The 23,316-nt window shown below is 46.8% G+C and carries 14 protein-coding genes; 12 read left to right on the top strand and 2 right to left on the bottom strand.

All coding sequences use genetic code 11. The features are described from left to right. The first annotated feature begins 6 nt into the window (after positions 1-6). From MHB85_RS24200 to MHB85_RS24190, 3 genes are read left to right on the top strand one after another with little or no spacing between them, the layout of a single operon-like run. Positions 7-2,109, top strand: a complete 2,103-nt coding sequence (locus tag MHB85_RS24200; RefSeq protein WP_091020394.1) for a BglG family transcription antiterminator — start codon at positions 7-9, stop codon at positions 2,107-2,109. Next, a complete protein-coding gene (locus tag MHB85_RS24195) occupies positions 2,106-2,540 on the top strand; it encodes a PTS sugar transporter subunit IIA (RefSeq protein ID WP_017686856.1) in 435 nt (144 codons plus the stop codon). The genes MHB85_RS24200 and MHB85_RS24195 overlap by 4 nt, the downstream gene beginning before the upstream one ends. After that, positions 2,537-3,682, top strand: a complete 1,146-nt coding sequence (locus MHB85_RS24190) for a mannitol-1-phosphate 5-dehydrogenase (RefSeq protein WP_091020393.1) — start codon at positions 2,537-2,539, stop codon at positions 3,680-3,682. Before MHB85_RS24195 ends, MHB85_RS24190 begins: the two co-directional genes overlap by 4 nt. A gap of 60 nt (positions 3,683-3,742) precedes the next feature. On the opposite strand, the gene MHB85_RS24185 is transcribed toward MHB85_RS24190, so the two are convergent. Next, on the bottom strand, positions 3,743-3,994 hold the full coding sequence (locus tag MHB85_RS24185) for a cysteine-rich CWC family protein (RefSeq protein WP_091020392.1): 252 nt from the start codon (positions 3,992-3,994) through the stop codon (positions 3,743-3,745). A gap of 139 nt (positions 3,995-4,133) precedes the next feature. After that, on the bottom strand, positions 4,134-6,137 hold the full coding sequence (locus MHB85_RS24180; protein WP_091020391.1) for an endonuclease MutS2: 2,004 nt from the start codon (positions 6,135-6,137) through the stop codon (positions 4,134-4,136). Positions 6,138-6,663: 526 nt separating this feature from the next. On the opposite strand from MHB85_RS24180, the gene MHB85_RS24175 reads away from it, so the two are divergent. The 9 genes from MHB85_RS24175 to pulA all read left to right on the top strand — a co-directional run bounded on the left by MHB85_RS24175 (position 6,664) and on the right by pulA (position 22,985). Beyond that, on the top strand, positions 6,664-9,000 hold the full coding sequence (locus tag MHB85_RS24175) for an AraC family transcriptional regulator (RefSeq protein ID WP_179198677.1): 2,337 nt from the start codon (positions 6,664-6,666) through the stop codon (positions 8,998-9,000). Between the two features lie 282 nt (positions 9,001-9,282). Beyond that, positions 9,283-10,236 (top strand): ABC transporter permease, encoded by a 954-nt coding sequence (locus tag MHB85_RS24170; RefSeq protein WP_017686861.1) that lies wholly within the window; start codon positions 9,283-9,285, stop codon positions 10,234-10,236. A gap of 45 nt (positions 10,237-10,281) precedes the next feature. Then, a complete protein-coding gene (locus MHB85_RS24165) occupies positions 10,282-11,154 on the top strand; it encodes a carbohydrate ABC transporter permease (RefSeq protein WP_062835838.1) in 873 nt (290 codons plus the stop codon). Between the two features lie 70 nt (positions 11,155-11,224). Further along, a complete protein-coding gene (locus MHB85_RS24160) occupies positions 11,225-12,724 on the top strand; it encodes an extracellular solute-binding protein (protein WP_091020388.1) in 1,500 nt (499 codons plus the stop codon). A 24-nt stretch (positions 12,725-12,748) separates the two neighbouring features. Further along, positions 12,749-13,852, top strand: coding sequence for a glycoside hydrolase family 88/105 protein (locus MHB85_RS24155; RefSeq protein WP_091020387.1), 1,104 nt, complete (start codon positions 12,749-12,751; stop codon positions 13,850-13,852). Between the two features lie 108 nt (positions 13,853-13,960). After that, positions 13,961-15,472, top strand: a complete 1,512-nt coding sequence (locus MHB85_RS24150) for an extracellular solute-binding protein (RefSeq protein WP_091020385.1) — start codon at positions 13,961-13,963, stop codon at positions 15,470-15,472. 337 nt (positions 15,473-15,809) lie between these two features. Then, entirely contained in the window at positions 15,810-17,087 is a 1,278-nt protein-coding gene (locus MHB85_RS24145) for an S-layer homology domain-containing protein (protein ID WP_373419905.1), read from the top strand. Between the two features lie 396 nt (positions 17,088-17,483). Then, positions 17,484-20,768 (top strand): DUF5704 domain-containing protein, encoded by a 3,285-nt coding sequence (locus MHB85_RS24140; protein WP_256975381.1) that lies wholly within the window; start codon positions 17,484-17,486, stop codon positions 20,766-20,768. Between the two features lie 168 nt (positions 20,769-20,936). Further along, complete coding sequence (pulA, locus tag MHB85_RS24135) at positions 20,937-22,985, top strand: type I pullulanase (RefSeq protein ID WP_091020381.1); 2,049 nt, start codon at positions 20,937-20,939, stop codon at positions 22,983-22,985. Positions 22,986-23,316: the final 331 nt, after the last annotated feature.

The following is a 23,316-nucleotide window of genomic DNA, read 5'->3' as shown; positions in this document are numbered from 1 at the left end:
TGAGATATGAGTATTACCAAAAGACAACGTGAAATCGTGGAGTTTCTGCTGGAGCATCCACATGAAGTAACAGCCGGCGAAATCGCCGTTGAAGTAAAGGTCAGTACCCGAACGGTTCACCGGGAGCTGCAAATGATTGAACAATGGCTTGAACCTTTGGGCATGAGGCTGGAAAAAAAATCGGGAACCGGTATCCGAATTGATGCCAGTTCCGATGATCTGGCTGTATTGCGCCAGCAACTAGAGGGTAAAGAATATGTAGAGTTTACGCCGGAAGAGCGTAAGCTCTTCATGCTTTGCATCCTGCTTGATGAAGCGGAGCCTGTAAAGTTACTCGCTCTGGCTTCGGATCTGAAAGTGACCGTATCCACCGTAACCACGGATTTGGACGATCTGGAGTCACGAATTCGTCAGGCGGGACTAAAACTGGTTCGCAGACGTGGATATGGCGTCAAGATTAACGGGAGTGAGACGATTCATCGCACAGCCATAGCTGCACTTGCTCTGGAATTTCTGGATGAATCCGACCTGTTCGGAAGACAACCTGAACAAGGTGGCTCCATCGTAAACCAAAAATTGCTGGATATGATTGGACACGGTGATGTGCTTACGATAGAAAATGCGTTATGGCAACCAGATATTGAATGGCTGGAGAACATCCCGGAACGTCAATACATGAAGCTGCTGATTCAATTATCCGTAGCGGTTGTCCGTATTCGTAAAGGTTTTGGTATTGGTGGTATGTCTCTACGAGAGAACACGGGAGATGCAGTTGCAGCGCAAGATGAGATGAAGGTTCCGCCTTATATGGCTTCACGCTTGTGTAGTGTGTTATCCACTCAACTGGGGCTGACATTCTCCCAAGAGGAGCAAGCTTATTTTCACAGACTATTAGTTGAGACAGAGCAGCGGATTCACTCTTCGCGGCTGTTGCCAATAGACGACTTAATTTTACTGGACAGGGTGCATTCACTGATTGATCAGATGCAGGGGAGAACGCATTACGCCTTTCATGAGGATCGTTTGCTTCGTGAAGGTCTGCTTGCTCATATGCAACCTGTCATGGAGCGTATTGAAGGGCACCAGATGATTCGTAATCCGCTACTGCAGCAGATCCGGAAGGATTATGATTCACTTTTTGAAGATGTCAAAAAATCTGTGGGGCAAGCTTGGCCAGGCACAGACGTTCCGGATGAGGAAATTGGTTTCCTGGTCATGCACTTTGGGGCTTCCATCGAGAGGTTGCGTACATTGAAACGGGAGATCAGGGCGATCATCGTGTGTACAAGCGGAATTGGATCATCACGCATGCTATCCAGCCGATTGTCCAAGGAGATTCCCGAGATTCGAATCATGGATAGCGTGTCCTGGTATGAAGCTGCCCGGATACCTACAGATCAATATGATCTGGTGTTATCGACGGTCGATCTGCCGATGGATGAGCATCAGTATTACAAAGTGAGTCCACTGCTTACGGCAGAAGAGAGCGAACGTCTGCGTCATTTTATCCGAACAACAACATTACAACGACAGCATAATAAGCCCCGTGAAGCAGAGGTTCAGACAACAAGTCGTTACTCGGACCCTGATGGAATGGAAGCTATTTTAGTTGAAATCGTCCGAATTATTGGCAAGTTTCAGGTGTACCCGCTGGATAATCAGGATATCGGGTTCTATAAAACGGTGTATGCGATGTGCAACGTACTCCATGGATCTGGTGTGTTGAAGGAACCAGAGGAGATTGCAAAACGGCTGGAGGCACGTGAAGCAGTGGGGAGTCAGAAGATTCCCGGCACAAGACTTGCACTGTTTCATACACGAAGTGAGGGGATATACAGGCCGTCTATCAGTCTGTTTCAGCTCACGGAGCCACTCCTTCGTACGCCGGATGATCCGGCAGGAGTTACCCATGTTCTTTTGATGCTCGGTCCCAGAGAATTATCCAAGGAAAGCCTGGAGGTTCTCAGTGAGATCAGCGCACTGTTATTACAGGAAAAAATGATTACATTGCTGGAAAAGGGAATCAGGGATGAACTCATTCATTACCTGTCTCAGGAACTTGTTGGATTTTATCGCAGTAAAACCGAAATTGGAGGTCAACCATTATGAGTATGTTAACAACAGATAAAGTCATCATGAATGCGACGGCTCAGGACAAATACGAAGCGATTCGTATGGCAGGGCAGATTCTGAAGGATGCGGGACATATTACCGCTGATTACATTGAGAAGATGATTGAACGAGAAGAGATTGTCTCGACCTATGTAGGGAACGGACTTGCGATCCCGCACGGTACGAAGGAATCCAAAGCTTTCATTTTATCCACAGGTATCTCTGTCATTCAGTATCCACAGGGTGTTGATTTTGGCGAAGAAAAGGCTTATATGGTCATAGGTATCGCGGCTCAAGGCGGGGAGCATATGGAAATCTTGACTAGCATCGCGGTGATCTGTGCTGAGGATGAGAATATGGAGGCCCTGCGTCTGGCGAAAACAGCCGAAGAAGTAATCGCTATTCTGGAAAGTGAAATGGAGCTATGAAGGCCCTACACTTTGGCGCAGGTAACATTGGACGCGGATTTATCGGCTTGATTCTGTCCCGCGCAGGGTATGAGGTGGTTTTCTCCGACGTGAATCAGACCTTGGTAACCGCTCTTCAGCAACGGGGGCAATATACGGTGGAACTGGCTAACGAGAGCAAGGATCAGGAGACCGTCACAGGCGTAAATGCAATCGATGGAACCCAACTGGAGACGGTTGCCCAAACCGTTGTGGAAACTGATCTGATTACAACCGCAGTGGGTGTGGGCGTGCTAAAACATATTGCACCAGGGATTGCAAAGGGACTTGAGAAAAGACTGAATTCCGGTCCTGCTCAAAACCCGCTTCACATTATCGCTTGCGAGAACGCCATTGGAGCCAGTACACAATTGAAAGAGCATGTGTATGCTCTGCTCAATAAAGAAGTACGTTCCCTTGCAGATCAGTATGTCTATTTTCCAGACTCGGCCGTAGACCGGATTGTGCCTATTCAGCATCATGAAGACCCGTTGCATGTACAGGTGGAGCCTTTTTACGAGTGGGTGGTGGATCGTTCCCAGATGGCTCCTGCATTCAAACCGGTTGAGGGCATTGTATATGTCGATGATCTGGAGCCGTATATTGAACGGAAGCTGTTCACGGTTAATACAGGACACTGCGTTGCAGCATATATCGGTAATGTGCACGGGTATGACACGATTCAGAAGGCTATTGCCGACGAGAAGGTGAAATCGATTGTCTACGGTGCTTTGCAGGAAACTGGAAAAGTTCTGGTGAAGCGCTTTGGATTTAATCCTGACGAGCATGAGCAGTATATTGTCAAAATATTGGGACGGTTTGTCAACCCGTATCTTACCGATGAGGTTACTCGTGTTGGTCGTTCCCCGCTGCGTAAGTTGTCTCCGAATGATCGTCTGGTTCGCCCGGCCCTTCAGGCATATGCGGATGGAACTGATACGACTTATCTGGCTATGGGTATGGCAGCAGCCTGCAAGTTCGATGTCTCCGATGATCCGGAAGCAGTTGAGCTTCAGGACATGATTCGCCAAAAGGGAATTACAGCTGCGCTCCACCATTATACATCCATGGATGAGCATCATCCGGTGCTTGAGCAGGTTGTTGCTCAGTATAACCAAATGTAAGAGCAGTAGTAGCCAGCTAACAGTATAGATGAGGCATAATGAAGAAGAGCCATACAGTTGTTAACTGTGTGGCTCTTCTTTTGGTTGGAGTTTATCGGCATAGTCATCCAAACAGCGTTGACATATGCACGATTTTCGGCGCTGCTCTGGCGGAATGCGGTCAAACACACCCTCGGGGAAAGTAGCCCGATTACACCAGCATTCCGAATGAGGATGTCCTGCGGCATAGGAACAGCGATTAGCTTCCCCGCATAATGGGCAGACAAGAACATCGATATGGATGTGCTTTTGATCGTCTTGTTCTGCAGACATACAGTTCTTCCCTCCCTGTGGAATAACTACGAGCTGAAGTTAAACATACTGGTCCCAGTATAACAGAAATGTGCCGGTGATTATGGATTTCACTTTGTATATATGACTTCCAGTTCACCACATCTGTTTCTCCCATCGGCTATTCTTCAGGCGGTAATTCGATCTGTAGGCCTTCCACATGTTTGCGTCCCATCAACTTACGTTTCTTTCGATTTTCCTTTGTTTCCAGCACAATGTCCAAGTCATAATCGTCACCCGGATAAAGCTCATTGGCAGATATATGCAGGGTCAGGCGTTTCTTATGGATTTTTACTTTGCGTCCACGTAACATGACCCCGATATTTCCACGGCTATCCTCCACATCACAGACGATGCCCGACTGATTAAGATAGGCTGCATATACCCGATCTCCTTTGCGAAAAGTTTTGGCAGGAGCAGGAGAATCCGACTCTCTGGTTGTTGTCTTTTTGTGGAGAGCGATTGAATTCTTTGAATGCTTCGACTGGTTCTTCCTGGATAACTCTACTGGGGCGTCTGCTTCCTTAGCGGAACGCTCAGGCGTCAGGGGCGGAGTTTCCAAAGGAGGTGACGTGAATACCAATGTACGATCTCTCGAAATACTTTGATCCGACAGGGACTTGGATCGCTCGATAATTCGCTGTGGCATGCCCAGCTTTAATGCGATGGAATAAGCATAGCTCTCACCAGCTTCTCCGATACGCAATCGATACAGCGGCTGGAGAGAAACAGTGTCAAATTCCATACGGGCATTTTCGAATCCTGGCGTGGCAGCTGCAAAATGTTTGATTTCACCAAAATGCGTTGTCGCCACAACGGTTGCTCCGCGGCTGTGCAGCTCCTCCAGCATGGCGATGGACAGTCCGACACCTTCACCGGGATCTGTGCCGGAAGCCATCTCATCAATGAGCACCAGAGTTGATGTATTGGCCTGTTCCAGTATGCCAATCATATTGCGAATATGTGCTGAGAATGTACTGAGCGCCTGTTCCAAACTCTGCCCGTCACCAATATCAACCGCTACCTCGGTATAAACAGCCATCTCGCCACCTTCCTCTACCGGAATAAGCAAACCGGATTGCATCATCAGGGTTAGTAAACCAAGTGTTTTGAGTGCGACCGTTTTCCCCCCGGTATTCGGGCCAGTAATAATGAGCGACGAGTACGTTCTGCCGATTGCAAAATCAAGGGGAACCATGGAAGAACCCATGAACGGATGACGTGCACGTTGAAGACTGATATGGCCCTGAGTATTCACTCGAACGGTACGTCCGTCCATGGTGGCCGCATATTTGGCTTTGGCAAACAGGAAGTCTAATACACCTACCGTTTCGGTGTTCAGGGCAATTTCACGGTTATACGATTCGGCCAGGGAGGTTAAATCACCGAGAATTCTCATCTCCTCTCTGGACTCCTCCGCTTGTAGAGCGGCCAATTCCATCTGTAAACTTACTAACTCAACAGGTTCGATATATACGGTTTGCCCACTGCCGGATTCATCCAGCACACTGCCTTTCACCTGTTTACGGAACTCTTTCTTAATGGGCAGAACTGTTCTTCCTCCGCGTTGGCTGATGACATGCTCCTGCATAATCGAGCGATGTTTGCTCACCAGAGAATCAAGCTTTCGTTTCATGCGTTCTCCATTCACCGTCATTTTTTTGCGGATTCGAATCAGTTCTTTGCTTGCTTGATCCTGAATGCGTCCACTATGGATGCAGCGCTCGATCTCGCTCAGTAAAGGTTCGATCAGAATCATGGATGCAGCGTAGCGACTAACGGTGGGAGCGGCCCCGGATTTGCCCTCCATGTATTTCATAAGTTGTGCACAGCTCCGCAGGAACTGAGCGAGATGACTGAAGTCACGTTCACTGAATAGATAACCGGTGCCAAGCAGATCCATAATGGTCTCCATTCCGTCCAGTGAAGGGAGGGGGATACTGGCGCCAAAACGAATCAACGCAGCAGCTTCTGCTGTTTCTTCCAGGCGAATCTGGATCAGGTGAGCATCTACCATCGGTTTCAGTTCTCTGGCATAACGTTTGCCCAGATAAGACAGGGCGCAGTCTGCAACGTTTTTTTGAATTTGTGGATAACCCAGACTGTTTAATGTGTTCTCATTCATGCGTAATCTCTCCTTGAATTTGAATTGGGATTGCAGTTGGCACGCGAAACATATTCCTGGAAAACGCAAAAAGGGCGGAGAATGAACAAACGTCATTCTCCGCCCTAAACATATGGGAAAGCAAAGTCCACTATAGGTCTATAATAAAAAATCCGCGCTGAACTCAGCGCGGAAATAGACCCGGACAATGACAATCCCGGAGGCGATTTATGATATCCGCTGTTCTTAACTAAGTACAGGGATCTGGCGCATCATGAAATACACGTATGCCATATGGGCACAAACGCAATGAAAGGCCAAACTCCTGAATATGAAACTTGGTTAGTTAAGAACATTCACCGACATTAAAAATCTCTCCTTTGATTGAGGAATATGCAACCAATATAAACTGGAAATTGGTTTGAAGTCAACCTTTAGAATAAATGAGTGGACTTGAATAAGAATGGGTTTTAAAATAACAATAGTAAAATAATCCAATGAAAGCGATTTAATTTAATAAACATACGTATAAAGGAGGATGCTCTTCTTGCCTAAGTATTTACTGCGTTTGCTTTGCTTTACCCTGATCCTCGGAGCCCTTCCAGTCATTGTTATTGGTTCGGTCTCGTATACGATTGCATCACGTGACATTGAACAGAAAGTACGTGAAAGCAACCTTCAGATATTGCATCAGACCCAAATGCGGGTAGAACAAGTTCTGCGCAGCCTGCAATTATCATCCATCCAGTATGTCAATTCGCCCTTGGTACTTCAAGCGATGAAGAAACCGCTGGACAGCAGCGAATTTCAAGAGATTCGTGACCTGACGTCAGGCTTTAACAACTTGCAAGCGGTTACGAACATTGACCAAGCCTATCTGGTTAATCTGGACGAAGATTGGGTTGTTTCGATGCGTTCTTTTGGCAAATTGGATGATTTCAGCATTCGGGACCGGATTGGTTCTTATCTGACCTACACTAACAGCCTGTTCTGGGTTACTCAGAATGCCAGTTCATCCAAAGAAAGTGTACCCGTTTCAGCTGGCATGGGTGAACTGACACCCGAACAGGCACCTGCCCTTATATCATCGGATAATGTGGTCAGTATGGTATTCAAAATCCCGATGATGCCAACCAATGTGAAACCAAAGGGATTTCTTGTGATTGATATCGCCGATACGGAACTGAGTACGTTTTTGAGCCGAAATACGAATTCTGGAGATATGTACGTTCTGGATCGGGAGCAGAAGTATTTTCTGAACGATATGCAGCAAGACGGGAAGTATGACACGCTGAATAAGGAAATTCATGAAATGGTGCAAACGACGGGGGAGCCAGAAGGTTTCTTCAGTGCAGAGGTGGAAGGTAACCAAGTGGCGGTTAGCTATAGGCAATCTCCACTCAATGGCTGGTTATACGTGTCCGTTGTATCTCTTGGACAGATCACGGCCCAGTCACAGAAAATTGCATTGGTTACCGGTGTTGCTACACTGGTCATGTTATGTGTAACGGGATTGGTCGCCATATACGGCAGTCGGCGGATGTATTCACCGATCTCCAGACTGCTGCAATTTACGAAGGGGTTGGATTCTCCAGTTACTCCATCAGGACGCCGTCAGGATGAATTTATCTATATTGAGGAGCAATTGTCAACACTGTTCAGTTCGGAGAAAACGATGCGTGAGCAGATGAAGGGGCAGCATGTGCATCTTCAAGAGTTTTTTATGACCAAACTGCTAACAGGTAAAATCTCGGAAGAAGATTTCAGATATCAGGGAGAAATGTACGATTTCCCGACAGGGTGGGCGAGTCTTGGTGTACTTATGCTCCAGATCGATACCTTGGAAGGGACCCGATATGAGGAACAGGATCGCGATCTGCTGCTGTTTGCTGTCAACAATATGGTAGGTGAGCTCCTTCCTTCAGGAGTTCGGTTCACGCCGGTTATGCTGGATGATGCTCAGGTCACCGTACTTGCCTCCGAACTTACGGATGAGGTGAAGCTGAAGGAATGGATGCACACTCAGGCAGACTGGATTCGCGAACGTGTCGTGACCTATCTGAATCTGCCCGTAAGTATTGGCATCAGTCGTTCTTACACTTGTATTGGTGATACGCCAAGAGGGGTTCAGGAGAGCCGAGAGGCTCTGCAAGGCCGGGTAAGTCTGGGCAGCCGTATTATTTTGCATTACGAAGATATTCAGCCACGTGGTCAGATGGAGGCCGCGTTGTATACCCAGTTACGTATGATCGAGGATCAGCTCGCTTCTGCGCTCAAGCAAGGAGATGAAGAGAAAACGGACACCTACTTTAAGCAATATTTGGGACTGCTTGCAGACAAAAAGCTTCATTTCAGTGAATACCCCGTCATTATGGTTCAGTTATTGTCTCGTGTATATCAGCTTGTGCAGGAGCAAGGTGGAGATGTGGCTGAGGTACTGGGCGAAAAAGCATCCATGTCACATTTGCTGAAGTTGTCTACATTGGACGAAATGACCAATTGGTTCCGCAAGCGGCTGTTCCTGCCAGTCATCCGTTTCTGGCGAGAACAGGAAGAATCCCAATACATGAATATTGCGAGACGCATGATTCGTTTGATCGAGGAACGTTATGATCGTGAATTGTCGCTGGAAGCCTGTGCCGCTGAGCTTAATTTTCACCCTGTCTACCTAAGTCGGGTATTCAAGAAGGAAGCTGGAGTCAATTTTACGGAATATCTTGCAGAGTATCGTATGGAAAAAGCGAAGACCTGGCTGCAAACAACAAATCTTAAAATATCTGAGATTGCCGAGAAATTAAACTATACCAATCCAACCGCATTTATCCGTACGTTTCGAAAAATCACAGGAACAACCCCCGGCAAGTACCGGGAGCAGCAGCGATAAAAAAAACCTGCTCTGCCCGCCATGGCAGGCAGGCTTTTTCATGTCCAGGTGTAGGGTGAAGACCGCTTTTCTCCATGAAGTTAAGACAGGAATATAGAGGTTGAAAGCAGTTCATTGCGTTGTTAGATTCTATGAGGGAAATGAGCTAAACCCTTGCTACATAAGGAAAAACAAAAGGCTAAAAGGAGATGATAGCCAGTCATTCGTTTATCCTCCACAATGAAGACATGAATTCAGGAAGTGATCTTTTGTAATCGTTTCCAATGTGGGGAGGAAGACAATATGAAAGCCGAAACGGCGGCTCGAACACGGCCCGCTACCCGCAGTGACAAAAACCTGCTGTGGAGGGACATTATCAAAAACCGGTGGCTGTATATCATGTTAATACCGGGTGTGCTTTACTTTGTTATTTTCAAATACATACCCATGTATGGCATCACGATGGCTTTTCAGGATTACACGCCTTACAAGGGCATCTTGGGAAGTGACTGGGTAGGGTTCAAACATTTCCAGCGTTTCTTCGGAGAACCACAGTTCTGGACATTGTTTCGGAATACATTTTTGCTTGCCATTTATAACATTGTGTTCTTTTTCCCACTGCCGATTGTACTGGCACTTATGATGAATGAAGTTCGCCGTGAACGCTTCAAACGATTTGTACAAACTCTTGTTTATGTTCCACACTTTGTTTCCTGGGTCGTTGTTGTCGGTGTGTTCTACATGCTGTTCACAACTGAGGGTGGTGCAATTAATGAATTGCTCTATAACCTGACTGGACAAAAAGTGGCGTTCCTGCTTGAACCCGGTTGGTTCCGAACGATGATTGTCGGACAATCCATCTGGAAAGAAGTCGGTTGGGGCACAATTATCTTCCTGGCAGCACTTTCCGGTGTTGATACACAGCTCTATGAGGCTGCCCGGATTGATGGCGCCAATCGGTGGCGCCAAACCTGGCACATTACGTTGCCGGCCATTCGCAGTACAATCGTCATTTTGCTCATTCTGCGTCTGGGCAATTTCCTGGATACTGGCTTTGAACAGATCTTCCTGATGCTGACTCCGACGAACCGGGATGTGGGCGAGGTATTTGATACCTACGTGTACACGAAGGGTCTTACACAGGCACAGTACAGTTATAGTGCTGCTGTCGGGTTGTTCAAATCGGTCGTTGGGCTGGCGCTTGTCCTTGGTGCCAATACGCTGGCCAAAAAATTCGGGGAGGAAGGCGTCTACTAACCCTCGGGATTAGACGTTCTTCACCAGACAGGAGTGAACATTAAGATGCAACAGGATAAAACGTGGGGCAACCGGATCTTTGATTTTGTGAATCACGGCTTGCTGCTGTTGATTGGAATCGTGACGGTCATCCCGTTCATTTATATTTTGGCCGTCTCGTTTACCAGTCCGCATGAAGTGGCTAAGGGAGGATTCATTCTTTTTCCAAAAGAGTTCTCTCTGGCGGCATACCGTTACATTTTCTCTACAGATACTTTGATTCGCAGTCTGGGTGTATCGGTCTATATTACGGTGATCGGTACTTTCATTAACCTGCTGTTTACGTCACTTATGGCCTATCCGCTCTCCAGAAGATATTTGCGTGGACGCCAGCCTATTTTGCTCGGTGTATTGTTCACGATGCTCTTCAGTGGCGGGATGATTCCAACATACTTTGTCGTGAAATCCTTGCACCTGACGGATACGTTATGGTCGCTGATGTTACCTACTGCCATTAGTGCTTTTAACTTGATCGTACTGAAAAACTTCTTCCAGGCCATTCCCGACGAACTGGAGGATGCAGCCAAAATTGATGGATGTAACGATGTCAGCGTATTGTTCCGGATTGTACTGCCGTTATCCATGCCAGCCATGGCAACCTTTTCACTCTTTTACGCGGTGGCCCACTGGAACAGTTTCTTCAGCGCTGTTATCTATATCAACGATAGTGAGAAGTGGCCTGTCCAAGTCTGGCTACGTGAGATTGTCATTCTGGCACAGAGCCGAATCGGAGACACAAGTATCGAAGAGACCGAGATCCAGCCGCTTACCATTCGCATGGCGGTAATCGTATTCTCCACGATCCCGATTATGCTGGTGTATCCATTCCTGCAAAAGCACTTTGCCAAAGGAGTAATGTTGGGTTCGGTGAAAGGTTGAGTCGTCACATGCATCAAAGCCAGTACATTTTGACAATATGACTGCATAAAAAAGGGGAGGTTTTCATGTTATGAAAGCAACAAAAAAGAAAGCCGTAGCTGTCTTGAGCACACTGGCACTGGTGACAGGTTTGCTGGCAGGATGCGGATCAGACGAGGGTCAGGCTGCCGAGGGCGGCGTACAAAATGTGTCTATAGCCATTGCACAGGTGGGTGACGTGCCAAGCAAGGGCAATGAAGTTCAGCAAAAGATTGAAGCGTATACCAATACCAAACTGGATATCCAGTGGATTCCGGCATCGGCCTACAATGACAAAATTAACGTGATGATCGCTTCAAGTGATATGCCGAAAATTGTGAAAGTGCAATATAACCCAACGGTGACCAGCGCGATGCGTAATGACGTGTTCTGGGAAGTGGGCCCATTGCTGAAAGACTACAAAAATCTGTCGGCACAGAATGAGCGTTTTTTTGACAACATCAAGGTAGAGGGCAAAATCTATGGGGTTCCTGTTTTCTCCGATATTGCGCGAGCTACCGTGATCTATCGCAAGGACTGGTTCGAGAAGCTGAATCTTAAGGTGCCAACCACACCGGATGAATGGTATGAGACGATTAAAACACTGGCAACCTCCGATCCGGATGGAGATGGTCAGGATAATACGTTTGGACTGATGCTTTTCAAAAAATACAATGAGGACCAATATTCCTTCACGACGCGCCTTGGTGTAAGTTTTGGTGCACCTAACAAGTGGAAGGTCGAGGAGGATGGCAGCTTCACGCCGGAATTCATGACACCGGAATATATGCAGGTACTGGATCTGCTGAAACGTTTGTATGACGAGAAACTGCTGAACCAGGACTTTGCCGTATTCGACTCTACGGAAGCGGAGAAAAAGTATGATTCCGGTGTTGTGGGTATCCGTGTTGGTGTTGCGCAGAACGGAAAAAGTCAGCAAGAGCGTTTGTCCAAAAACAATCCGGATGGTGTGGTAGACATCGCTGGTTTGCTTGGAGCGAACGGAGATCGTGTTGCAGGACAGACGGGTAATTCAGGAATTCTGGCATTTCCTAAATCAACGGTGAAATCCGAAGAAGAACTCAAAAACCTGCTCTCCTTCCTGGATAAACTGATGGACCCTGAGATGGCGACCCTGTTGATGCGTGGTATGGAAGACAAACATTACACCAAAGTGGGCGAAGATCAGGTGGAGATGAGTGACTTCGATGCATTCCAGCGTGAAGTGAAGCCTTACCGTGACAACCTTCCTTATGTCGAAGGGTATAACGTACCGAAATTGAAGGATACCGAACTGGGTGAAAAAGGTACGGCACTTGCCAAGGAACTTGCGGAGCACGCTGTGCCAAACCCTGCGCTGACGTTATATTCTCCAACGTATGGTGACCGTGGTGCGGATCTGGATCAGGTGATTGCCGATGCACAAACCAAATACATTATGGGCAAGATCGATCAAAGTGGCTGGGAAAAGGAAATCGAGAATTGGGGCAATGCGGGTGGAAACAAGATTCGTGAGGAATATGCCGAAGATTACAAAAAACAGGCTCAATAAAGAGCCGGAAGCGGAGGCTTGATCATGAAGGAAACACTGCAACTCACATCGGTGCGCATGGCACAGCAATTCATGGAAAGTTATCGCAACCATGAGCTGTACTCTACTTGGCATTATGAGAATGGCTGCTTACTGAAAGCGCTGGAGGAGCTATATACGCACACGGGGGAGCAAAAGTATTTTGACTACATCCGTGAGCTGATGGATCATTTTGTTCAGGAAGATGGCTCGATTCGCTCCTATACGATCGAGGAGTATAACCTGGATCAGATCAATCAGGGAAAATCACTGTTCCTGCTGCATGAGAAAACGGGTGAAGAAAAGTACCGCAAAGCTGCTGATTTGCTTATGACTCAGCTCAAGGGACAGCCACATACGAGTGAAGGCGGGTTCTGGCATAAGAAGATTTACCCTTTCCAGATGTGGCTGGATGGATTGTACATGGCTACTCCGTATCTGACCCAGTATGGCGCGGTGACGGGTGAAGAGAAGTGGTTTGACAAGGCGGCTCTGCAGCTCTTGCTGGTGGAGCAACGTACACGTGATCCGCGTAGTGGTCTCTTGTACCATGCCTGGGATGAGAGCAAAGAGCAGCGTTGGAGTTCGGGGGATACGGGATGTTCTCCACATGTCTGGAGCCGGGCGATGGGCTGGTATGTGATGGCGGTTGTGGATACATTGGATCATCTGCCGGTAGATCATCCGCAGCGCGGGCAGATTGTGGGCATCTTCGAACGGGTAGCAAACGCACTAGTGCATGTACAGGATCAACAGACCGGATTATGGCCACATCTGCTGGATCAGCCGGGACGTGAGCGGAACTATCTGGAGGCTTCCGGCACCTCAATGTTTGTCTATGCATTGGCCAAAGGTGTACGTAAAGGATATCTAAGCGGCAAGTTCAAAGCGGTTGCGGAAAAAGGGTATCAGGGTCTGGTGCGGCATCTGCTGCAAACGGACCGTGAAGGCGTGCTGTCCTTGACGCAGTGTAACGGCGGAGCTGGTCTTGGAGGAAGCCCGTATCGTGACGGGTCCTATGAGTATTATGTGACCGAGTCCATTCGGATCAATGATCCGAAGTCGGTTGCTCCGTTCATTTTGGCGGGAGTGGAGATTGAACTGGCGTAATGCTGGTTCTTCTTTTTAGAACACTTATGATAGCGCATACATGGTTGGTTTGAGTAAAGTGAGGCAAGATTGCTGAACAATTTGGCTATCAAAAAGGAGAGATGGTTCATGAGTCCAAAAGGTCCAATGTCCCGTTTAGGCGGAATCGTTGTAATTGGTGCAATGTCCGCTGGATTGCTTGCAGGTTGCGGGGGAGAAAAAGCACCTGCTGCAGGGGAAGGTAAACTTCCCATTTCCATCTCTTTAATGCAGGTAGGAGATATACCGGCCAAGGAGAACGGGATTGAAAAGAAGATTGAGGAATATACAAATACGGATGTCAATGTACAGTGGATTCCGCAGTCTGCTTTTGATGATAAGGTGAACGTGATGGTTGCTTCAGGTGAGATGCCAACCATTATGCGTGTGAATTATGTACCGACCACATTTAATGCCGCCAAAACGGGATTGTTCTGGGAACTGGGGCCTTACTTGAAGGATTATAAAAACCTGTCTGCCCAATCCGAGGCTTATTTTAACAATATCAAAATTGAAGGCAAGGTCTACGGTATTCCGAACTTCCGGGATATTGGACGGACTGCGATCGTATATCGCAAGGACTGGTTTGATACATTGAAGCTGGATATACCCAAAACGCTGGATGACTGGTATGAAGTGATGCGCTCTATTCGTAAGGATGACCCGGACGGGAATGGTAAGGAAGATACGTACGGCGCACTGCTTTTCAAAAAGTATAATGAGGGTGTCTCTTCCCCACTGACGCGGATTGCTGTAAGTATTGGCGGTGTCAACAAATGGGGTGTGGATGATGCCGGGAAACTGACCCCGGAGTTCTTGACTACCGAATATGTGGATACAATGAAACTCTTCAAGCGACTGTTCAGCGAGGGACTGATTAATAGTGATTTCCCTGCTCTGGACCCTTCTGATGCGGACAAAAAAATGGATTCCGGCCTGGTTGGTATGAAGCTTAACGGTGTGGCCCAGAACGGAAAGTCCTCACAACAGCGGCTTACACCTAACGCTCCGGATGGAGAAATTGATGTGGCTCCGTTCCAGGGAACCGACGGCATTCGAATCGCTGGGGAACCAGGGAACTACGGAATGCTGGTCATCCCGAAGGCGTCCGTAACAGATGAGGAGCAATTGAAGCAGGTTCTCACGTTCCTGGATCAGTTGATGGATGAGGAACTGAGCACGTTGCAGCTCCGCGGATTGCTCGATGTGCACTACACCAAGACGGCTGATGGGAAAACCGAACTTAAGGATTTTGACGCTTATCAGCGTGAAGTGAAGCCATATCGGGATAATTTGTTAAGCATTGAAGGTTATAATGTACCTGAACTGGTCGATGTTCCCATTGGAATGAAAGGTACAAAGATGGCGCGTGAGAATGAGCAATACGCCATCGCTAATCCGGCACTCACATTGTCTTCGGCAATCTATACTGAGCGTGGTCAGGAGCTGGATCAGATGATCTGGGATGCGCAGACGAAGTACATTATGGGTAAAATCGATGATGCAGGTTGGGAGCAGGAAATCGCAAACTGGAGAAAAGCTGGTGGTGATCAATTGATCACGGAATTGGAAGCATCCTATAAGGAATTGAACGGAAAATAAAGCTGAATGAAATAAAAAAAAGGTTGATCAATTGGAATGATATGGTTTATTCTATGAGAGAGTTCTTTTTCCAATATCATAAGAAAGACCACACACCTTAAAGCATAAGGCTATGAATCTGCGGATTCATGGCCTTTTTTTGTTTTAAGCGAATCAAGTGGGTCTATGGAAGGAGCGTTGCACGCCTTGATGTGATGGGGATGGACGAAAAATAATACCAATAGCCTAGTACGACATGGTAGAATATTGATTATTATGTCAAATTTAGGTTTTGGTTATGAAGAGAAGTGACTAGGTTGACCAAGTAAAGCATCCCCATACTAAGGTACATAGGAGCGTGAGTAGATTGAAGAAGCAGATTGAAGGACACGAGAAGAAGAAAAAACGGAATGTTTGGATCGTCGGGTTGGTAACGACAGCTGTATTGGCAGTAGCACTATTACCGATTGGCCCCGTACATTTGATGTCAACAGCGAATGCGGCGTCGGGAACAAGTGACAATGCCCTTAGCAAGTTCAAGGATATCAAGGGGCATTGGGCTCAAGCCACAATTGCCAAAGCTTATGAAAAAAATCTGATCTCTGGTTACCAGGACGGAACGTTTCGTCCCAATGGCAAAATCACGCGTGGGGAATATGCGACAATACTCGCCCGCGCGACTGGACTAGAGAAGGTACAAGGGCAGAATCCCTTTGCTGATCTCAAGGGACATTGGTCTGAAGCGGCGGTTAGCCAGCTTGTAGGACAAGGATTCATTAACGCGGGCGATTACGCCAAAGGCTTCAATCCAAATGCGGAGCTAACGCGTTACGAGATGATGAAATGGATTGCCAATGGACTGATCAAGTCCGGAGCCAGCTTCCAGGATGCGTTTAATGACACAACAAATACGCTACTTCCTACACCAGAAGTGAACCGCGGCACCATTCGTGCCGAGCAGATTCCGTATCTTGCCCTTGTTCGTGGGACTGGCATTGTGGCTGGCTTCCAGGATGGCACATTAAAACCCGCGGATTCCACCACACGTGCAGAAGTATCGGCGATTTTGCTGCGTTATATGGACGTGGAGGGCACGGATGCCGGTAAGTACAGTGACCTGAATGAGATGAGAGAGGTCGGCACGACGGGTACGAATTTAACGACGATTAGTAATTATAGGTATACGAAGAACTCAGTTAAAGTAAGTGATATATCTAAAGAAGAAATTAATTTATCTAATAAATCTGGTGTAGTTACACTCCATAGATATATTGTCGTAGATGTTACCCAAGGTAAAGCAAAAGGTATCTATGCACCATTATTTATTGGTCCAGAAACACATCTATTCAAAGGTAATTATATGGCTTTTGCAGATATATCTTTTACATCCAAAATTGATAAATCCAACTTAATCACCTTTAATGGCGGCCTATATAGTGGTTTTTTACAATTTAATCGATTGGATCTTAAGCACACCTCTAAGAACGGGTTAGTTACTATTCCAGAAAGTTCGAGAGATTTGATAAAAAAAGATGTGAAGAAGAGATTTTGGATCACATCCGTTTTAGTAGGGAAAAGTGGGGCATATATCTTTAATGAAAAAAGTGAAAATGTACTACAAATTCAGAATATGTAAGTAGTACTAAATGGTGGTGAATTATTATTGCAGGTCCATGGTGAGAAGAAATCCCTAATTGTTATCTTAATTTTTCTTATTAATATACTATGTTTGAATTTATCATCTCCTATAGAAGCTGCAAGCTCGGATTCGTATGGACCCAAGAAACAAGAAATATCAAATACAATACAGTCGTTAGAAAGGGTAGCGAATCCGGGTGTTTATTGGTATCAGCTTGATAATGGTAGCTTCAGGGCAGATCACACTAACGGACCAACTTTCTCGGATAACCTTAATAGTAATTCATGTTCTAGACCGTACCCAGCTGAGAAAGAAATACCTAATGAGGTGGATTTTTCTATATGGCCCGCTGAACATTGGCCAGAGTTTCAATCTCAAAGAGTTACACAGCGAATGGTAGAAAATGTTCGTATTAAGAGTGTAGACTATCAAACAAGCAACAAGCAGTTATTCTATACTGGCGTTGGTACTACGGTTATAAGAGAAGGTAGTAGTGTAGTGAAAATCATTACTAAAACAGGGGGCTCACATCAAGTAACTGAGTGGGATGATTATGAGAATGGTGGTAGAACAAATCAAGGTTGTCTGAAGCAAATCGTTGCCTATCATACACCAATGGACATCATCTGGGAAGGCGATCTGGTCGAAGAGAAAGAAATCGATGTAACACCAGATTCAAGTTTAACAATCGGGCAAACAAAGCAAATGAAAGCCAATGTTAGTACAAGGCACTACGGCGAAACAGATTTCAACACTGGCATCGACGTATCCCGAAGAGAAGCAGAGATCAAATGGTTTTCTTCTGACGAGACAATTGCGAGTATAGAGTTGAAGACAGGGATGTTAAAAGCCGAAAGTCCAGGCATGGTCACTGTGCGTGCAATCTGGAACAATGGTACATACCTGATCTCGGATACCGCCACCATAACAGTTACGTCTGAGCCAGGACTCGTTGTGAATCTGCCTAATGCTTGTAAAGCCAATTCAACACCACTACAGGCAGAAGCAGTTCTAACCAAACCGGATCGCTCTGTTCATAAACTGACGGCTCATCCCAAATTGACGTGGCAGAGTTCAAATCCGGCTGTGGCAACGATCGGTTCTGATGGCAAAATCACGACAAAAGGGATCGTGGGTAGCACTACCATAAAAGCTCATTTTCTTGATTCTGCTCAGCAACTGGATGAACAAGGGACTCAGGTGCTTGAGGTGAAGGATTGTACGGATAACGGAGAAGGTGGTGATCCGGGGGGCGACCCTGTTAACGCATGCCCTGTGACCATCAGTCCACCTAGTAGAGGTACGGTTATCGAAGCATCGGTTATGGACCCGTCTGTCCGAGGTGTGTTGAAGGCAGACGAGCGTGGATCTGAGAAGTTCGATGTTACCCGTGGTATTCCAACTTCGGAAGATCTCTATGCTCATGTCTTGGCCAAGGAATATCTGTTTAAGCACCGTTGGGTTAACATGACAGGAACGGTGACTTACACGGTTCCTGTGAAAAGGGTTTATCATAAAACCTGGACGATTCCGGGAAGAGCGTCTAGTGGTGAGGGGGATCCAGGAACACCTCCTGAGCCCAGAGAACTTGACGTCCCTGGGGATAAAACGATGCAAGTAACAAGGACATATAGCTATTGGCAGATCGATAACCTGGAGGTATACAAGTTAAATGAGGCCAAAGTATCTAACTATGCACTAGGCGGTTATGGTGACACCGTGACCCTGATGCCCAATGCATATACACCGCCGACTCTGCAATCGGCTATGGATACTGCGGTTACCAATCATGTGAAACCTGCGCCATGTCAAGAAATTGATCTTGGCATCCAAGGGGTTCCGGGTGGTTCGGCTGAACCGCCTACGCCGGATGAAACGTCATTGTTTCAATCTGAAGCTGAAGCGAAGGTTAGAGAGAACACTGTTAATAACGACAAGGTGGCCTTTAATGGAGCGACAATTATGGATCCTGCCCCATTGGAGAAAACCGCTCCAAGACCTGGGACGATCCCGCAACCTGGCATGATTGGAGATGATGTTCTGTACCAGAACCGTCTGACGATCAAAAACACATTGATGAACAAAGCTAACCAGCCCACCACAGGTGAGATTACGTATGGACTGCTCCCTGGCAATGTTAACGGTGGGCAGGATCAGAAGTTTACCATTCTGGGCATCAACTCGGTGACAGTACATACTCCAGTTGTGAACTATGCCTGGGTATCCGATGATCAGCCGCATAACCAGAAGACTACGCCTGATCCGACCAGAGCTGCACTTATTTTAGAGCGTCCGTTTATTGTACGAATCCCAACTTCAGGGCAGCATCTGGATGTAGCGAGTCACCCTGGTTATGGAAACCATGATTATGCGAAATATTTCCGGATCAAACAGGTTCGTTTCCCATTCGATGTTTATAACGGTGCCAGAAGTCAGTTTATTCAGGCCATGACATGGGTGGATATTCCGGTAAATCAGTTAGACACCCCTTTTTATCTTCCTGTATGGGTAGATGAAGGGAATTACCAGGTTGAGTTTCGAAATATCGCCGAAAATGCACCTGAAAACTTCACTGAACAGCAGGATGCGAACACGAATCTGACCCATCATGTCGCAGCAGATACCGTTGCTGTAGAGGTTATCGGACGATTATATGATTTTCACATCACTGATATTTCAGACTATAACTGGGAGAACGTGTTCCGTAAGCGGATGGGCAGCCCCGAATCAACGGATGTGAGCTACTGGACCGGAGGAAACAGTATCGACGGAGATCCCCGAGGTAATTTGGCTCCCTATGTCCTGCCAATTCGTCCCGGCAGTCATCCGGTACAGGGGTTCCGAAATGCTGCAGTGAAGACGGGTTACCATTTCAAGTTTGATCTGAAAACCAAGGGTAATATGTTTGGCAAACAGGATGGTATCCGAATCACGCCAACGTTCTCTTTTGTGAGTAAAGATGGCACCACCAGGCAAGAAGTGGATTTATACTACCATCGGGGACAGGAACGACTCATTCGTATTGGATCGGCACAAGATTTAGAAAAACGTTTTGTTGTCCTGAACTCACGATTGCGGAATGTTCCCGGTACGGAGTTAGGTGATACAGCGAGCTACCAGTATACTTATGAACTGTCGGAGAAGGAACGCAATCAGGGTACAATGGCGGAACATATGGTTCGATTTGTGGATCAGACCTCTCATCATAAAACGTGGGTAGGTCGGTATAACTGGATGATTCTTCCTTCACAGATCCGCACACTCATTGGCCCAAAAACAGATATTCCCTCCAGTGTTAATGTGGATCGGGCGAATGCAGCGATTCAGCGTTGGTATGGGGAATATAGCTTGCCAGCGGATGTATATGCAGTGCCCAAAGGAACCGATCTCGAATCGCTTGCCAGACAAAACCGATTGGATGACAAGGCAACGGTATTTCTGAGGGACGGTTACATTGCAGTCAACTTCAATATCGAAACTTTGCGCAGTGGCAATACAAATGCACCTCATCTGCAATATATTCATGCACCGTTGATGAATCAATGGCAAATGGAAGGTTTTGATTATAGTCCGGTAGATAATCAGGGGAGAAGCTGGCCGATGCAAGATGGGGACGTGGTCTTGTACCACGCCGATCAATCCAGCCGGAATGATTTCCAATCCCAGGTACCTCATTAGAGAGATTTCGTTTATCCATAAAGAAGGCAGATGTTATGTGAATCTACATGACGTTTGTCTTCTTTTGTGTAATTGGGATTATGGTTGGGCAGCAGAACGGGTATAAAGGGTAAGGAGCACTCGTTCTATCCATATTCATAATTTTCTCAACGAGAGGGGAACAACCACATGATTGAAGAGGGTAAGCAGGAACTATTGATTTTAGAAGATACATACAAAGGAAGAGATTTAGGTGTCACATTAGAAGCACAAGTCTGTCGCTTCAAAGTCTGGTCACCGTTAGCCGTTCAGATGGAACTACTTCTGTATCCACCTTTGACAGGGGGGACCCCGGAGGATGAGCCCAATCAACGGAAACAGCAGGCGTTACCTATGCAAAAGAAAGAAGAAGGCATCTGGGTGCTGGAACTGGAGGGTGATTTGAGTAGCTACCGTTACATGTACAAGCCTACTTTCGAAGATGGACATTCAACCCATGCTGTAGATCCCTACGCACGAGCAGTGACCATGAATGGAGAAATGGGTGTCATTGTCAGACTGGAGCAGACACATCCGAAGGGATGGAGTGAGGATATTCGCCTGGGATTGACCAGTCCTGACGATGCAGTCCTGTACGAACTGCATGTACGTGATTTTTCCATTCACCCATCATCTGGTATTACGAATAAAGGCAAATACATGGCTTTTACCGAGACGGGTCTGCTTGATTCGGAGGGCAACACATTGGGAATCGATCATTTGGTTGAACTCGGGATTACCCATGTGCATTTGCTACCCGTATTTGATTTTGCGACGGTGGATGAATCCAGAGTAGATGGTGATACGACGGATGCCTCCAACTATAACTGGGGATATGATCCGCTTCATTATAATGTCCCGGAAGGTTCCTATGCATCACGTGCAGACGACCCGGAGACAAGAATTCGTGAGTTCAAATCCATGGTGCTTGCCCTTCATAACAAGGGAATAGGTGTCATTATGGATGTGGTATATAATCATACGTTTGATACGGCAGGCAGCTCTTTTGAAAAACTTGTACCAGGGTACTACTATCGTCAAAACGCTGATGGAACCTATAGCAATGGTTCAGGTACAGGTAATGAAGTGGCTACTGAACGCACCATGGTTCGCAAGTTTATCATCGATTCGGTCCGCTACTGGGCAGAGGAGTACCATGTGGACGGTTTTCGCTTTGATCTGATGGGCCTGATCGACACCACTACGATGAAACAGCTTGCAGCGGAGTTGCACTCCGAAGTGTCACCTTCCATATTGTTATATGGTGAACCATGGGGCGCACTGGATTCGCCGCTTGGAAATGATATGACCCTAAAAGGAACGCAGCGCGGAGCGGGTTTTGCTGTGTTTAACGATAATTTCCGCGGAGTGATCAAGGGAGACAGCGATGGCATGGGTACGGGATTTGCGACGGGTGCGGACGGAAAAGAAGACGAATTATGGACTGGCGTCCGGGGAGCTATTCAGGATTTTACGGATGGTCCATCCGAGACGATTAACTATGTAACTGTGCATGATAATCTCAACCTGTGGGACAAAGTCGCACGTACACAAGGACTTCACGATACCTTGAATTTCCTTACCTATGACGAGGATGGAAGTATTCGTGGATGCCAGAGTGCGGAAGAGGCAGTAGAGAAGGCTAAGCCTTACCTGCAGATTGATCCGGAACACATTCTGGAGAATGAGACCGTTAGGCGTTGTCTGCTTGCCAACGGTATTGTTCTAACCTCCCAGGGTGTTCCTCTGATCGCGGCTGGAGATGAGCTGCTTCGCAGCAAATATGGGGACGCCAACAGCCATCAGAGTGGAGACGTGGTCAATGCCATACATTGGGAGCAGAAGAAGCTTTTCAAGCCGGTGTTTGATTATTATCGTGGGCTGATCCGTCTTCGGCGAGAGCATCCCGTATTTCGGCTTCGTACACGGGAAGAGATCGAGAAGCATGTTCGTCTAATCGAAAAAAATAATGGGCTGCTAGCGTATGAACTGAACGGTACAGCAGCTAAAGATTCGTGGGATCGCATTGTTGTGATCTATAACGGGGCAAAGGGAAAACGTGACATCTCTGTTCCCGCAGGAACATGGAATGTAATTGTAGAGAAAGGACAAGCCGGCGTTGATCCGATACGCAACGTACAGGGCGGACAGGTACATGTGAACGGGCTATCCATAACGGTGATGTATTCCAATTCCTGATGAATGGAATGATTGCCAAGAATTGAAGGGTACCAACAAACCATTAGTAAAATTGCTAACAAGGCCACGTTCTAGATATCCAATCCATCGAATTTAATCAAATAAATTGAGATAAAACAAATCCCCCTTTTCCGTAAGAAAGGGGGATTTATTGATGCGTCAGAAACCATTGCCTTGGTCGCAGGGCTATACATTGTCATGTCTGGAACTTTTGTATGCTATGCACCTGTTGGTGTAGTTTAATCTCAACCCAATGACATCCTGTAATTTATTCTTGTATATTCCAAACTTTTTTTGTCAGGACAGGTACAAATGCTGTCAATCTATGGCA

The sequence above is a fragment of the Paenibacillus sp. FSL K6-4396 genome (assembly GCF_038002525.1).
Taxonomy (GTDB): Bacteria; Bacillota; Bacilli; order Paenibacillales; family Paenibacillaceae; genus Paenibacillus; species Paenibacillus amylolyticus_B.
The sequence above is the reverse complement of the archived record's forward strand: the minus strand, read 5'-3'. Positions and strand labels throughout refer to the sequence as shown.

What these genes read in the sequence shown, in the direction of transcription:
- MHB85_RS24165 (WP_062835838.1), top strand. Translation starts at nt 10,282, where the DNA reads ATGCAACAGGATAAAACGTGGGGCAACCGGATCTTTGATTTTGTGAAT.
- MHB85_RS24180 (WP_091020391.1), bottom strand. Translation starts at nt 6,137, where the DNA reads ATGAATGAGAACACATTAAACAGTCTGGGTTATCCACAAATTCAAAAA.
- MHB85_RS24195 (WP_017686856.1), top strand. Translation starts at nt 2,106, where the DNA reads ATGAGTATGTTAACAACAGATAAAGTCATCATGAATGCGACGGCTCAG.
- pulA (WP_091020381.1), top strand. Translation starts at nt 20,937, where the DNA reads ATGATTGAAGAGGGTAAGCAGGAACTATTGATTTTAGAAGATACATAC.
- MHB85_RS24185 (WP_091020392.1), bottom strand. Translation starts at nt 3,994, where the DNA reads ATGTCTGCAGAACAAGACGATCAAAAGCACATCCATATCGATGTTCTT.
- MHB85_RS24150 (WP_091020385.1), top strand. Translation starts at nt 13,961, where the DNA reads ATGAGTCCAAAAGGTCCAATGTCCCGTTTAGGCGGAATCGTTGTAATT.
- MHB85_RS24200 (WP_091020394.1), top strand. Translation starts at nt 7, where the DNA reads ATGAGTATTACCAAAAGACAACGTGAAATCGTGGAGTTTCTGCTGGAG.
- MHB85_RS24155 (WP_091020387.1), top strand. Translation starts at nt 12,749, where the DNA reads ATGAAGGAAACACTGCAACTCACATCGGTGCGCATGGCACAGCAATTC.
- MHB85_RS24170 (WP_017686861.1), top strand. Translation starts at nt 9,283, where the DNA reads ATGAAAGCCGAAACGGCGGCTCGAACACGGCCCGCTACCCGCAGTGAC.
- MHB85_RS24140 (WP_256975381.1), top strand. Translation starts at nt 17,484, where the DNA reads ATGGTAGAAAATGTTCGTATTAAGAGTGTAGACTATCAAACAAGCAAC.
- MHB85_RS24190 (WP_091020393.1), top strand. Translation starts at nt 2,537, where the DNA reads ATGAAGGCCCTACACTTTGGCGCAGGTAACATTGGACGCGGATTTATC.
- MHB85_RS24160 (WP_091020388.1), top strand. Translation starts at nt 11,225, where the DNA reads ATGAAAGCAACAAAAAAGAAAGCCGTAGCTGTCTTGAGCACACTGGCA.